Source organism: Stenotrophomonas sp. CFBP8980 (assembly GCF_034046095.1).
Lineage (GTDB): Bacteria > Pseudomonadota > Gammaproteobacteria > Xanthomonadales > Xanthomonadaceae > Stenotrophomonas > Stenotrophomonas lacuserhaii.
In genome coordinates, this window is the sequence record NZ_JAXCXF010000004.1 from 198,749 (window position 1) to 212,141 (window position 13,393).

14 protein-coding genes are annotated in these 13,393 nt (G+C 67.2%); 6 read left to right on the forward strand and 8 right to left on the reverse strand.

Annotated elements, in window-relative coordinates; genetic code table 11:
- Positions 1-65: 65 nt before the first annotated feature.
- Both SOM47_RS11080 and SOM47_RS11085 read left to right on the forward strand, forming a co-directional pair.
- Entirely contained in the window at positions 66-629 is a 564-nt protein-coding gene (locus SOM47_RS11080; RefSeq protein WP_320505578.1) for a fasciclin domain-containing protein, read from the forward strand.
- A gap of 113 nt (positions 630-742) precedes the next feature.
- Entirely contained in the window at positions 743-904 is a 162-nt protein-coding gene (locus tag SOM47_RS11085) for a hypothetical protein (protein ID WP_157825123.1), read from the forward strand.
- A 10-nt stretch (positions 905-914) separates the two neighbouring features.
- Here the strand turns inward: SOM47_RS11085 and SOM47_RS11090 are convergent, their stop codons facing one another.
- Positions 915-1,538 carry a DUF2585 family protein gene (locus SOM47_RS11090; protein ID WP_320505579.1) on the reverse strand — a complete coding sequence of 208 codons (624 nt, stop codon included), beginning with the start codon at positions 1,536-1,538 and terminating at the stop codon, positions 915-917.
- A gap of 47 nt (positions 1,539-1,585) precedes the next feature.
- On the opposite strand from SOM47_RS11090, the gene SOM47_RS11095 reads away from it, so the two are divergent.
- Complete coding sequence (locus SOM47_RS11095) at positions 1,586-2,119, forward strand: sterol desaturase family protein (protein ID WP_320505580.1); 534 nt, start codon at positions 1,586-1,588, stop codon at positions 2,117-2,119.
- Positions 2,120-2,154: 35 nt separating this feature from the next.
- Here SOM47_RS11095 and SOM47_RS11100 read toward each other — a convergent pair whose 3' ends face one another.
- From SOM47_RS11100 to SOM47_RS11125, 6 genes are read right to left on the reverse strand one after another with little or no spacing between them, the layout of a single operon-like run.
- Positions 2,155-3,096, reverse strand: a complete 942-nt coding sequence (locus tag SOM47_RS11100; protein ID WP_320505581.1) for a phytoene/squalene synthase family protein — start codon at positions 3,094-3,096, stop codon at positions 2,155-2,157.
- Entirely contained in the window at positions 3,093-4,583 is a 1,491-nt protein-coding gene (locus SOM47_RS11105; RefSeq protein WP_320505582.1) for a phytoene desaturase, read from the reverse strand. Before SOM47_RS11105 ends, SOM47_RS11100 begins: the two co-directional genes overlap by 4 nt.
- The gene (gene crtY, locus SOM47_RS11110; RefSeq protein WP_320505583.1) at positions 4,584-5,753 is read right to left on the reverse strand and encodes a lycopene beta-cyclase CrtY; all 1,170 of its coding nucleotides are present in this window, start codon (positions 5,751-5,753) and stop codon (positions 4,584-4,586) included.
- Positions 5,753-7,033 (reverse strand): glycosyltransferase, encoded by a 1,281-nt coding sequence (locus SOM47_RS11115; RefSeq protein WP_320505584.1) that lies wholly within the window; start codon positions 7,031-7,033, stop codon positions 5,753-5,755. The genes crtY and SOM47_RS11115 overlap by 1 nt, the downstream gene beginning before the upstream one ends.
- Positions 7,030-8,106, reverse strand: coding sequence for a type 2 isopentenyl-diphosphate Delta-isomerase (gene fni, locus SOM47_RS11120; protein ID WP_042612923.1), 1,077 nt, complete (start codon positions 8,104-8,106; stop codon positions 7,030-7,032). Before fni ends, SOM47_RS11115 begins: the two co-directional genes overlap by 4 nt.
- Positions 8,103-9,038, reverse strand: coding sequence for a polyprenyl synthetase family protein (locus tag SOM47_RS11125; RefSeq protein WP_320505585.1), 936 nt, complete (start codon positions 9,036-9,038; stop codon positions 8,103-8,105). The genes fni and SOM47_RS11125 overlap by 4 nt, the downstream gene beginning before the upstream one ends.
- 218 nt (positions 9,039-9,256) lie before the next feature.
- Here SOM47_RS11125 and SOM47_RS11130 point away from each other — a divergent pair, with 218 nt between their 5' ends.
- Entirely contained in the window at positions 9,257-10,849 is a 1,593-nt protein-coding gene (locus tag SOM47_RS11130; protein WP_320505586.1) for an SDR family NAD(P)-dependent oxidoreductase, read from the forward strand.
- Positions 10,850-10,975: 126 nt separating this feature from the next.
- Here the strand turns inward: SOM47_RS11130 and SOM47_RS11135 are convergent, their stop codons facing one another.
- The gene (locus SOM47_RS11135; RefSeq protein WP_320505587.1) at positions 10,976-11,740 is read right to left on the reverse strand and encodes a CHAD domain-containing protein; all 765 of its coding nucleotides are present in this window, start codon (positions 11,738-11,740) and stop codon (positions 10,976-10,978) included.
- A 135-nt stretch (positions 11,741-11,875) separates the two neighbouring features.
- On the opposite strand from SOM47_RS11135, the gene SOM47_RS11140 reads away from it, so the two are divergent.
- Both SOM47_RS11140 and SOM47_RS11145 read left to right on the forward strand, forming a co-directional pair.
- Positions 11,876-12,151, forward strand: coding sequence for a hypothetical protein (locus SOM47_RS11140; RefSeq protein WP_320505588.1), 276 nt, complete (start codon positions 11,876-11,878; stop codon positions 12,149-12,151).
- 90 nt (positions 12,152-12,241) lie between these two features.
- Positions 12,242-13,390, forward strand: a complete 1,149-nt coding sequence (locus SOM47_RS11145) for an SPFH domain-containing protein (RefSeq protein WP_320505589.1) — start codon at positions 12,242-12,244, stop codon at positions 13,388-13,390.
- The last annotated feature ends 3 nt before the right edge of the window (positions 13,391-13,393 follow it).

Sequence of the window (13,393 nt, forward strand, 5' to 3'; positions counted from 1 at the left end):
CCAGCGCGCCGTCTGCCGCGTATCTGAAGTACCCCCTCATCCGAGGGACGAACAGGAGACGCACCGTGCAAGCCACTATCAGGAAGCTCGCCCTCGCCACCGGCCTTGTCGTTCTCGGGTCCATCGCAGCGCCCGCCTTTGCCGCCGATCCGCCGATGGTCGGCGGCGCACCGATGGAGCCCACCAGGACCAGTGTCGAGAACGCCAGCGCGTCGAAGGACCACACCACGCTGGTTGCGGCGGTGAAGGCTGCCGGCCTGGTGGAAACCCTCAGCGGCCCGGGCCCGTTTACCGTGTTCGCTCCCACCAACGCCGCCTTCAACAAGCTCCCGGCCGGTACCGTGGATACGCTGGTCAAACCCGAAAACAAGGCCGCCCTGTCGAAAATCCTGACGTACCACGTCGTCCCCGGCAAACACACCGCCGCCGAATTGACCGCGGCGGCTACCCGGCAAGGCGGGGCCGCCACGCTTGCCACCGTCCAAGGGGAGCCGCTGACCTTCAAGCTGCACCAGGGCAAGCTCTGGATCGTGGACAGCAAGGGAGGCAAGGCGTCGGTCAGTACCGCTGACGTGATGCAGTCAAACGGCGTGGTCCACGTCGTCGATACCGTACTGATGCCGAAGTAAGGTTGCATGGCCGGGCGGGCGCCATCCGGCGTCCGCGCCGGGCATGCCGCGAACACATCAAACTGACGCTGCCCTGCCTATTCTCAGGGCACAGTCTGGACGCAGGTAGTGGCATGAAAAAGAGTACCAAGCTCCTGTTGATCGTGGTGATCGGCATCCTGGCGATGGTGGGGCCATCGTGCATCTGGCTGTCGCGCAACGGCAATCCCGATACGCCGCAGGAACCTGGCAAACACGTGGACAAGAAAGGGGCGGCGCAGCAGCCCGGGCGTTGAACGCGGCGCCTCAGTCCACCAGCGCCACCGCGTCGCGCCCGAGCAGGCCGGCGAGCAGTCGAAATGCGGTGAGTACCCACCCGTCCGCGATGGCCAGCGACACCGTCAGTTCCAGCAGCACGATCACGGCCAGTGCCCACCGCCCCGGCATACGCCAGGCCAACCAGAAGCCCAGCAGGACCCACCCGGTATCGGCAAGCGAGTTGACGACGCTGTCACCGCTGTAATCCGGCGCCATGTTGGTCGTGTTGTCCAGCAGCGAGATGACAAAGGGCGTGTTTTCCACGACCTCCCACACCGTGCTGCAGGCCAACGCGACCAGCCCGGCGTCCCGCCGTTGCCAAAGCGGCCGCAGCGTGCGCAGCGCCCAGGCGAAGCCGATGCCGAAGCCGGCATGCAGCAAGGCATACCAGTCCGCCAGATGCTGCGAATTGTGCGCAATGCCGGATCCTGGCTGCCAGGCGAAGGTGTCTCCGCCGATACATCCCCAGGGGCGCCCGGCGCTGAGCAGCCACAGCAGGTGGACCGCCAGCAGTGCGCCCGTAGCGGTGGTGCGTTGTGCGAAACAGGCGCGCAGCCAGGCATCAGCGCGTCCCGGATAGTCGTGGCCGGTGGTGGAATCGGGCCTGTTCATCAAGGCGCTGCACTTCCCTCACTGGCCTCGCATGGGCGTTTGCTAGAGTGGCCTCCCTGTCCCGTTGCCGCCCGCATACCGTGAGTCCTCTGGTCAATACGCTGGTGTTTCTTTCCACTCTCGCGGGAATGGAGGTGTTTTCCACGCTGGTGCACCGGCATGTCATGCATGGCTGGGGCTGGGGCTGGCACAGGTCGCACCATGAGCCGCGCACGGGACGCTTCGAGCGAAATGATCTTTACGCGGTCGTGTTCGCCGCGATCGCCATCGTACTGATCTACCTCGGCACGCGCGGCTGGCATCCGCTGGAATGGGTCGGCGCGGGCATGACCGGGTACGGGATGCTTTATTTCGTGGCCCATGATGGCCTGGTGCATCGGCGCTGGCTGTTCCGCAATGCGCCGCGCCGCGGCTACCTCAAACGGCTCTACCAAGCCCACCGGATGCACCATGCGGTGCAGGGCCGCGAGGGGTGCGTGTCGTTCGGATTCCTGTGGGCGCCGCCGGTGGACCGCTTGAAGCGCGAGCTGCAGCGCCTGCACGGCGGCCGCGTGGGCAGGAAACGCGAACCGCGGCCGTGATCCCAGGCAGGCACGCCGGTGCGATGCTGCGGCCATCAGGCGCGCCCGGGCCGCTGCCACAGGGCCGCCGGCCTGCCCTGCGCCGCAGCGACCCCTTCACCGCGCGACGCACGCGCCTGGTATGCACCTCGCAGCAGCAGCCGAAGCTTGTCGCTGGTCGAGGTGGATACCCGGCGGTCCCATGCCGCGGGGCCGCGGGCGCGCACGTGAAGGCCGATTTCGCGGTAGATGCCGTGCGCGGTGGCCACGGCCCAGGCAGAGCGCGCAGGCAGGGCGGGCAGCCCCTTCAGCGCGGAGGCGTAGTAGGTCTCGGCCGATTCCAGCAAACGCGCCACGACGCCCGCCAGCGCCTGCCGGTGCGCCTGATCGGCGTGGTTGCGCGGGGTCAACCCCGCCTGTTCCAGCCAGTCGACGGGCAGGTAGCAACGCCCTGCCTGGGCATCCTCCACCACGTCGCGCGCGATGTTGCTCAGCTGGAACGCCAGTCCCAGGTCGGCGGCACGGTCAAGCACGGCGGGGTCGGTCGGACCCATGATGTGGCACATCATGATGCCCACCACGCCGGCAACGTGATAGCAGTACTCCAGGGTGTCGTCGAAGGTGCGGTACTCGCGTCCCGCCACATCCATTGCAAAGCCGTCCAGATGCGCCTGCGCATGCCGGGCCGGAATCGCAAACGTACGAACCACTTCCTGCAGGGCGGCAAAGGGTGGGTCCTGCAGGAGGGGCTGCTGGTAGGCCAGCGCAGTGCAACGGCGTAGTTCGGCCAGCGCCGCGCCGGGATCCGAAGCCGACGCCGGGACACCGCGATGGCCCAGGACCTGCCCGTCCACGACGTCGTCGCAGTGGCGGCACCAGGTGTACAGCAGGGTCGCCCCGCGCCGGGTGCGTGCATCGAACACCCGTGATGCAACGGCGAAACTCTTCGAACCCCGGCTGATGGTCACGCGCGCCTGGCGTTCGAGCGCATCGGTCACCGCCCTGCCTCCTGCAGCATCAGGCCCGCGGTCGCCTTGGCCGATGCCACCACGCCGGGCACCCCGGCGCCGGGATGCGTGCCCGCCCCGACCAGATAGAGATTGGCCAGGGTGCTGTCGCGGTTGTGCGGACGGAACCAGGCGCTCTGGGTCAGCACCGGTTCCAGCGAGAACGCCGAGCCGTGGTGCGCGTTGAGCGTGTCGCGGAAATCAAAGGGTGTCATGAAGCGGCTGGTCACCAGGTCCTCGCGCAGCCCGGGTATGTAGTATTTCTCCAGATAGTCGAAGATCCGTTCGCGGTAGCGCGGCCCCTCCACGTCCCAATCGATGTCAGCGTTACCCAGATGCGGCACCGGTGCCAGCACGTACAGGCTGCTGCACCCGGGTGGCGCCAGCGACGCATCGGTGACGCAGGGATTGTGCAGGTACAGCGAGAAATCCTCGGCCAGCTTGTCGCCGTTGAAGATCTCATCGATCAGGCCGCGATATCGCTGGCCGAAGCAGACAGTATGATGGCGCAGGTCTTCGTGACGCGTCTTGAGCCCGAAATACAGTACGAACAGGGACATGCTGGAACGCTTTCCGGCGAGCTTCCTGCCGTGGGCGGCGCCACGCGGGTGGTGGCCAAGCAACTGCCGGTAGGTATGCACGACATCGGCATTGGATGCCAGCATGTCCAGCTCGATCCGCTCCCCGTCCTGCAGCGTCACCGCGCAGGCACGGTTGGCCTCCACCTCGATGCGGGCCACATCGGCGTTCAACTTCAGCTCACCGCCGAGATCCTGGAACAGGCGCACCATCGCGCGTATCAGTGCGCCGGTTCCGCCGCGGGGAAACCACACTCCCCACTCGCGCTCCAGCGCGTGGATCAGGGTGTAGATCGATGAGGTCGCAAACGGGTTTCCGCCCACCAGTAGTGAGTGGAACGAGAACGCCTGCCGCAGGTGGTCGTCCTTGATGAAGCGGGACACCATGCCGTAGACGCTGCGCCACGCCTGCAGACGCGCCAGCTGCGGTGCGGCTGCCAGCATGTCACGGAAGGACAGGAACGGGACGGCTCCAAGCTTGAGATACCCCTCTTTGAACACGGCACGCGAGTACGCCAGGAAGCGCCGATAGCCTTCGACGTCGTCGGGCTGCAGGGCGTGTATCTGACGTTCTAGCGACTGCTGGTCGTTGACATAGTCGAATCGCGTCCCGTCCTCCCAGCCGAGCCGGTAGAACGGATCCACCGGAAGCAGCTCGACGTAGTCGGACATCCTGCGGCCAGCCAGGGTGAACAGCTCCTCCAGCGCGGAGGGGTCGGTGATGACGGTGGGCCCTGCATCGAAAGTGAAGCCGTCGTCCTCATACACATAGGCGCGACCGCCGGGTTTGTCTCGTTTTTCCAGCAGCGTGGTCTGGCAGCCACCGGCCTGCAGGCGGATGGCAAGCGCAAGTCCACCAAATCCGGCACCGATGACGGCGGCGCGTTTGGGCGTGGGCATTCAGGAATTCCTTTGCAGAGAAGCATGCGAGGCAAGCACCGCTCGAGCCGCTTCCGCCAGCGGCACCGGCGGCTTGCCGGAAAGCAGTCTCAGCTTGTCGGCCCAGCGGAGCCTGCCGGCGTAGAAGCGTTCGATGAGCGGCTCAGGCAGGGAGTAAAAGCGCTGCATGACCGTCCAGCGCCGGTTGGCGGGGCCGGCCAGGAACAGCATGCGGTTGAGCATCCGGAAGAAGCCCTGCTGCTGCCAGCGTTGGCGGCCGTAGCGCTGCAGCGAGGCAGACAGCGACGGCGCGTCCAGCCGTGGTAGCTGCGCCACGTGTTCGGCCAGCCGCACGGCTTCGGGCAGCGAATAGCCCGTGGTCGGGTGGAACAGGCCGGCACGCAGGCCCACACTGGGTTGGCCATCAAGCGCGCCATGGAAGGCGTTGAGGTCCCCTGCGAGGGTGATTGGCAACACGCCCTGCTCTTCGCGCAGGACCTGCTGTATGTCCCAGCCCTGCGCCCGCGCGTAGTCGGCGATGTTGTCGCGGAACTGCGCCGCCGACGGGCCCACACCGTCCACGTAATGGGTGTCTTCGATCAGCAGCAGATCCTCGGCGAACGGCAGGGTGTACACGAACCGGTACCCCTCGCCCTGCGCTACGTCCGCATCCATGATGATCGGCAAGCGCAGCCCATGCGGCACCGCGGTGCGCACGACCTGACCGAGGAAAGCCTGTCTGCCCAGGGTCATGTGCGGGGTCGCCGAAGGGCCGCGGCCGTCGATGACCGCGCCGGCGTGCAACGTGCGTCCATCGGCCAAGCGGACCTGCCCAGGCCCGATGTCCACCACACGGCTGCCACAGCACGCCGCCGTGCCCAGGCGCTCACGCAGGCAAGCGTCGAACGTTTCCGTCAGGATGCTGGCATAGCCGGCGCGCAGCTGCCGGCGGTGCCCGGGAAACCGGACCTGCTGCCCCTGCCAGCGATGCGACACCAGCGGGGCGACCCACGCCCACTGGGATGGCTCCAGGTCGTGCTGGTGGAAGGACCATGTGTGATTGCCGCCCAGGCGGTCGCCAGCTTCCAGCAGCAGCACCCGCAACTGCGGCCGTAGCGACTGCAGGCGCAGGGCGATAAGCCCGTTGGCCAGGCCTCCGCCCACCAGGATGAGGTCGTAATCGTGGTGCATCAGGCGACGTGCGCGATGCCGGGGGGGGCGCTGCGCAGCACCCCTTCGATGAGCGCCACGGCACGGTCGGTGCCTCCGGCCTGGCGGATCGCCTGCCCCAGCTCGGCCGAACGGGCGGCGAACGCCGGCTCGTCGAGCAGGCGCCGCAGCGCACGTCCCATCCCACGCGAGGAGGTCCACCGGGGGGATGCCTTCAGGCCGGCGCCGGCGTGCACCAGCCGCGCGGCCACGCCGGGCTGATCGAAGGCGATGGGCAGCGCCAGCACCGGCACGGCGGCGGTGAACGCATCCATCACGGTATTCAGCCCGGCGTGCGAAATCACCGCATCTGCCCGCTCCAGGACCGCCTGCTGCGGGGCGAAGTCGGTCACCCAGACCTGTCCTGGACGACGCAGGGCCTGCGCTTGCCGGGTGCTCAAGCCGCCGCAGTGTGCGATGAGCACCTGTACGTCCTGGCTTGCACACGCCTGCGCTATCCGCTGGAACGTGCGCTCGCGCTGGCCCTGCAGAGTGCCCAGCGACGCAAATACGAAGGGTCGCCCGGCAGACAGTCCGCTGCCGTCGAACACCTGCTGCATCGGCTCGCGCAGCGGTCCCACATGCTGCAGCTGGTCGCCGCCGGAGGAGCGCGGGAAATCGAAATCCCGCACCGTCTGGCTGATCTGCAGCCACGGCGACAGGCACTCATGCAGGGCGCCGCGCCGGGACAGGCCGAACGCCGCCGCATGGTGCTCGATCACCCGCCGCTGCGGCGTCATCAGATGATCGTAAACGCGTGTGCTGGCGGCCTGTATCTCAAGATTGCGTGGACGATGGGAGCAGGACCAGGGCATCACCGGCAACGGAATGCCTGGCTCGCGGTTGACCGGCAGTGCACATGCAACCGACACCCAGGGCATCTGCCGTGCCTCGGCGACCAGGCCACCGGCGGCCTCCATCTGATCGCAGACGAGCGCGTCAACGCCAGCCAGCGACAACGCCTGCGGCAGCTCGCGGCACAACATGTCCGTGGTCCGCGCAAGATCGGCAATGACCCGCTTCAGGCCCCAGGGAGAGCCCGGGTTGGCCGCGCGGCGCAGGACCGCGTCCAGCGATCCAGGCGGATGCGTCTGTTGCCCAAGCGCGACAAACCCGAGGGCGGTGTCCGACAACAGCCGCGCCGCATCCTGCTGATGGAAGAAAGTCACCCGATGCCCTTGCCGCTGCAGGCCACGGCCGAGCGCCTGCATGGCGCGCCAGTGGCTGGGAAACGGCGGTACGATGATTCCGATGTGGCTCACGGCGGGGCATCCAGGAGTTCGCCGTCAAGGAACATCGGCGCGCGCGCCAGCGCGGCCAGGTCGGCACTGCCGGTGCAGAAACAGACGATCTGCAGCTGGCGGATCACCGCCCGGAAGTGATCGACCACCGCGTCGGTCGACTCCAATGCACTGGTCAGTACGGAAGCGGCCTGGCCGACCATGTCGGCACCAAGACGGATGGCCTTGGCGGCATCGATCCCGTCGCGGATGCCACCGGAGGCGATGATCGGCAATGATGGCAGCGCCGCGCGGGTGGCACGCAGCGCAAGCGCGGTCGGGATGCCCCAGTCGCTGAAAGCCATGGCGATTTCCCGGCCGAGCGGATCCGGAGACCGTTCGCCCTCCACCGCTGCCCAGCTGGTGCCACCGGCTCCGGCCACGTCGATGACCTGCACCCCGGCCTGTACCAGCTGCCTGGCCACCGAAGCGGAAATTCCAGCGCCGACCTCCTTTACCACCACCGGCACCGACAGCGCGGCGGTCACCGCCGCAATCGCATCCAGTATCCCGCACCAGTCACGGTCGCCTCCGGATTGCACGGCCTCCTGGAGGGGGTTGAGGTGCACGATCAGCGCATCGGCGTCGATCATCTCCACGGCGCGCTGCGCCAACGCGATGCCCTTCCCGCGCAGCTGCGCAGCGCCCAGGTTGGCGAGCAGGGGTACGTCGGGCCCGCGGCGGCGCAACTCATGGGTCAGGCCATGGTCCAGTCCGGTTTCCAGCGCAACCCGCTGGGAGCCTACGGCAAGCGCGATGCCCAGCTCCTGTGCCGCTTCCACCAGGTGCAGGTTGATCCGGCTTGCACGCAGCGCGCCACCGGTCATCGAGCTCACCAGCAGCGGCGCACGCAACGGCCGGCCCAGCAGCGTGGTACGCAGGTCGATGGCATCAAGATGAAGCTCGGGAAGCGCACAGTGCTCGAAACGGTAGGCGGCAAAGCCTGTTTCGGCGCGCTGCCACGCGCGCGCTTTATCAAGCACGATATCCAGATGGTCATTCTTGCGCTTGACCAGCTCGCTCTGCGGCACGCCCTTGGCGACGGGGACACTCATGCGATGCGGAAGTGCTGGCGGGTGAAGGCGACCAGGTCGTCATGCTGGCCATCAAGCTCTGCCAGCAGGGCGAACGCCCGCTGCAGGTGGGCCTGCAGGCGGCGCTGCACTTCCTCGCGCCCGAGCAGCGTTATCAGCGTGCACTTGCCCGCATCCTTTCCGCCGTCCTTGCCGGACAGCGCACTGTCGTCGCCATCGCGCAGGTCGTCCTGCAGCTGGAAGGCCTGCCCAAGTTCCACGGCGCAGTCCCGTGCGATCGCGCGCGCACGCGCACTGGCGCCGGCGGTCATCGCGGCCATTTCCAGCGCTGCGCTGAACAGCGCGCCGGTCTTGAGTTCGTTGGTGCGCTGGACGGCCTGCACATCGCGTGCTCCCTCGCTGCCATGCAGGTCGTTGAACTGGCCACAGACCAGGCCCTGGCTGCCGACCGCCGCCGCCAGCGTCGCCAGCAGTTCGCTCCGCAACGGCGCAGGAATGCCTTCCAGCTCCGCCAGCACCTGGAACGCTCGGCTCAACAGTGCGACCGAAGCCAGGATGGCCACGTCCTCGCCATGCTGGCGATGCACGGTCGGCTGGCCCCGTCGCAGTTCCGCATTGTCCATGCTGGGCAGGTCATCGAGGATCAGCGAAGCGCCATGCACCATCTCCACCGCACAGCCCACATCGATGATTGCGTCGTCGGCGTGGCCCATCCCGCGCGCCGCCATCACCATCAACACCGGCCTCATCCGTTTCCCGGCCGTGAGCATGAACTCGCGCATCGCAGTGCAGACCCGGTCGCCCTCCGGACCCGCCGGCAACAGCTCGGCCAGCCGCTGCTGCACCTGCTCGCGCACCATGCGCGGGTCCACCCCCGGTCCAGTGCCGTGCGAGGCGTCGCCGAGGGTGACCTCACTGAGGATGGAGCGGCACCTGATTGCCGTCTGAGTCATGCCGTTGCCGCTGGTTGGGTCGGGCTTCAGCTTCACCGATCCCGCGTGAAGGCGCCGCCATTGGCGGCTGGGTCATGGAAGTGGCGCCCGCCCCTGCCAATCGGGGACAATGGCCCCCGTCCGGGCCCTGCCCGACCCGCAACAGCATGGACCCGCATCGAGCCGGTCACCGCTCTGCTGTCCATTCCTGGCCTCGTGCCTTTCCTTCCGGATTCGATGTGACTACCACCGCCCCACCCGCCGCGCCCGTGGCCGACGACCTGCCCCTGACCGACCGCCTACGCGCCGCGCTGGACCTGCTGGAGGCGATCGAAGCCGACCGCAGCGTGCTGGACGCCCTGCCCGAGGCCGACCGCGTGCGCCTGCACCAGGTGGTGGCCAAGGTGTATCACCCCGAACCCAAGGCGCGCCGGGCAATGCTCAAACAGCAGGCAAAGGTCCGCCACCAGGAGAAGGTGCGCAAGGCTGAGGCGCTGTTGGAACAGACCGGCATCCGCACGCTGCGCCGCAAGCCCGTCTTCAGCACGCCGAACTACTTCCCGCCGCACGCGGCCGGCCTGCATGACGCACGCAATGGGGAATGCGCCGAAGCTGCGGCCGAACCCGTGCACTCGCCAGAGCTGCGCCACTGCTACGTGTGCAAGCAGAAGTTCACCCAGCTGCACCACTTCTATGACCAGATGTGCCCGGCCTGTGCCGAGCTGAATTTCCACAAGCGGACCGAGACCGCCGACCTGCGCGGCCGTGTCGCGCTGCTCACCGGTGGGCGCGTCAAGATCGGCTACCAGGCGGGCCTGAAGCTGCTGCGCGCCGGAGCCGAACTGATCGTCACCACCCGCTTCCCGCGTGATTCCGCTGCCCGCTACGCCGAAGAACCGGATTTCGCGGTGTGGGGCCATCGCCTGCAGGTGTACGGCCTGGACCTGCGCCACACCCCCAGCGTGGAAGCCTTCTGCAGTGAGCTGCTGGCCACCCGCAAGCGACTGGACTTCATCATCAACAATGCCTGCCAGACGGTGCGCCGGCCGCCGCAGTTCTATGCGCACATGATGGCCGGCGAAACGGCCGCGCTGCACGAACTGCCCGAAACCGTGCGCAAGCTGGTAGGCCACTACGAGGGTCTTCGCGGCGCCGAGCTGCTGAGCGACGCCTCGGCGATCGCGCTTCCGGCCGTGCAGGAACGGGGACTCAACGGTGCCGATGGCCTGACCCGCGCCGCCGAGCTGTCCCAGGTGGCCCTGCTGGAAGACGAGCTGGTCGGCCAGCAGCATCTGTTCCCGGAAGGCCGGCTCGACCAGGACCTGCAGCAGGTCGACCTGCGGGGTCGTAATTCGTGGCGCCTGCTGATGGCCGAAGTGCCGTCGGTCGAGCTGCTGGAAACCCAGCTGGTCAACGCCATCGCGCCGTTCATCATCAACGCACGGCTGAAGCCACTGATGCTGGCCACGCCCGAGCGTGACAAGCACATCGTCAACGTATCGGCGATGGAAGGCCAGTTCTATCGCAACTTCAAGACCACCCGTCATCCGCATACCAACATGGCCAAGGCCGCGTTGAACATGATGACCCGCACCTCGGCGGCGGATTACCAGAACGACGGCATCCACATGAACAGCGTGGATACCGGCTGGGTGACCGACGAAGATCCGGCGGACATCGCGGCCAAGAAGGTGCAGGAAGAGCGCTTCCATCCACCGCTGGACATCGTCGATGGCGCTGCGCGTATCGTCGACCCGATCATCCATGGCTTCAACACGGGCGAGCATGTGTGGGGCCAGTTCCTGAAGGACTACGCACCTACCGATTGGTAAGTCGTGCCCCGGTAGTGACGGCCGCTGGCCGTCAGCTTCTGCCATGGGTGGGTGACGACCGCTGGTCGTTACGCTGTTGCTCCGCGCCTCGCTCGCCGAGCATGGCTCGGCGCTACCGGTGCCCTGTCATCGCGCGAGCGCCATCAGCACCGCTTTGTCCTGCAGTACTGGCATGCCCCGCATGTGGTTGCGCAGCAATCGCAGGTCCTGCTGCCGGCCCAGCGCGTCGCTCAATCTGTGCAGCCCCTTGGCCTGCTTCCCGCCGTCACTGCCGGAATGATCCTTGACCAGGCCGCTGTCCAGCCGGGCCATCGCCTCCAGCTGCATGCGCAGCCGACGCACCCTTCGGCGCCAGTCATGCAGTGCCTCCGGGTCATCGCTGTCGCGGGCACGCGCGGCGGCTTTTCTCACTCTGCGCCGGCTACGGGCCAAGGCACGCCGAAGATCCCCCTTGCTCACCCGCTCCCAGCCCTGCGCATCCAGCTCCAGACCGACACGCTGGACCGCACGCCGCTTCTTCTGGAATCCGGGATCCTCCGCATAGGCGCGCTGGAGCAGGCGGTCACGGCGGGCACCCAGATGCGTGATGACAGTGACCCAGCCGGAGGCGGGAGCGCCGTCCTGCAGGGATTGCGCGGTATCCACCAGCACATGCGCATCGCGCAGCGCCGAAAGACCACGACCCAGCCGCTGCAGCGCACGGTCGCTGCGTTGCAGTGGCGGTTCGTCGGTTGCAAACAGCGCCAGCACCGCGCGTAAACGCCGGATCGCCTTGCGGGCGCTGTGCACGCCCACATGGATATCCGAGCGCATCGCCAACGCATTGGCAATCGCCAGGCATTCTTCCTGCACCAGTTGGCGGGCGGCAGCCCCGATCACCGTGGAAGGCATTGCGTACTCCGCAGCACGACTGCCCGGCAGTCTAGCCGAGATCCCCGTAGGCGCCTGCAGTCCACGGGACCTTAACCCCGCCGCCCTATCCTGCTGGCCGGGCACCGATCGCCCGCCCCACTACAAGGAGCGTCCATGAAGAAGCTGCACCTGTCCCTGATCGCCGCCGGCCTGCTCGGCGCCTCCCCGGCCGCCTTCGCCGAGGTCGCCAACCTCACCAACAGCGCCGACGGGGCCAACCGCGAAGCCGGCATCGCCGTCGTCAAACAGAAGCTGCAGGCCGCCTGCACCGATCGCAAGGGGACGCCGGACCTGGGCTCGTTCGAGGTGGTGTTCGAAAAGACCAGCGACAACCCGAACGTGCCCAAGCCCTACTACGTGGACGGCAAGATGCAGTGCAACCTGCCCTGAAGCCGGCGCGTGTCGCCCGGCTGCACCGGCTGATATAGTCGGACGAGCACGACGGGCGTGGTGCCTGTCCACGAACAACAGGGAATTGTCATGGGTCTTCGACAGGCGGTGGCAGGTGCGGTGGGCGGTGTCCTCGCCGACCAGTGGAAGGACTTCTACACGGTGCCGAACGGCCTGCCCTCCACCGCAGCGCTGTTTGCCGCGGCGCCGCGTGGCACCAATGCCGGGCGCGGTTCCAACACCAGCGCGTCCAACCACATCATCAGCAACGGCTCGAAGATCGTCGTGCCCGAAGGCTATGGCCTGCTGCTGCTGCAGGATGGCGCGGTCACCGCATTCGTCGCCGAGCCGGGCGGCTACATCTGGGAATCGGATGACATCAACTCGCAGTCGATCTTCGCCGGCGACGGCCTGGTCAGTTCGCTGATCCGGCAGAGCTGGGAACGCTTCAAGTTCGGCGGCCAGCCGGGATCGCAGCAGGCAGCCTTTTTCGTGTCGTTGAAGGAACTGCCGGACAACCGCTTCGGCACCCAGTCGGAAATCTACTGGGATGACGGCTTCCTCGGCACCCAGGTCGGCGCGGTGACCCGCGGTTCGTACACGCTGAAGATCGTGGATCCGATCCTGTTCGTGAAGAATTTCGTTCCGGCACGCTATCTCCAGCCCGGCCAGGTTTTCGATTTCACCGACCTGGACAATGCGGCCGCCAGCCAGTTGTTCAACGAGGTGGTCGGCTCGCTGGCGCCGGCCTTCAGCCTGTATACCAACGATCCAGGCAAAGGCAACCGCATCAGCAAGCTGCAGCAGGATTCACTCGGCTTCGCGCAGAGCCTGTCCAGCGCAGTTGAGCAGGGTTACCAGTGGGAGTCCGATCGTGGCTTGGCCATCGTCAAGACCGCGATCGTTTCCATCGAGTACGACACCAACACCCGTGAGCTGCTCAAGACCGTGCAGCGCGCCGATGCGTTGGCCGGTGCACGCGGTAATTCCAACCTGCAGGCCAGCGTGGCGCAGGGTATCCAGTCGGCCGGCGAAAGCGGCGGTGCCGCCGGGCTGGTGGGCGTCGGCATGGCCTCGGGGATGTTCGGTGCCGGCAGCCTGCAGCAGCCTGTCGCGCCCGCCGCAGCGGCTGCCGATGACACGGTGACCCAGCTGAAGAAGGCGAAGGAACTGCTCGATCTCGGCCTGATCACCCAGGATGACTACGACAAGCTGAAAGCCAAGGCACTGGGACTGTAAGAC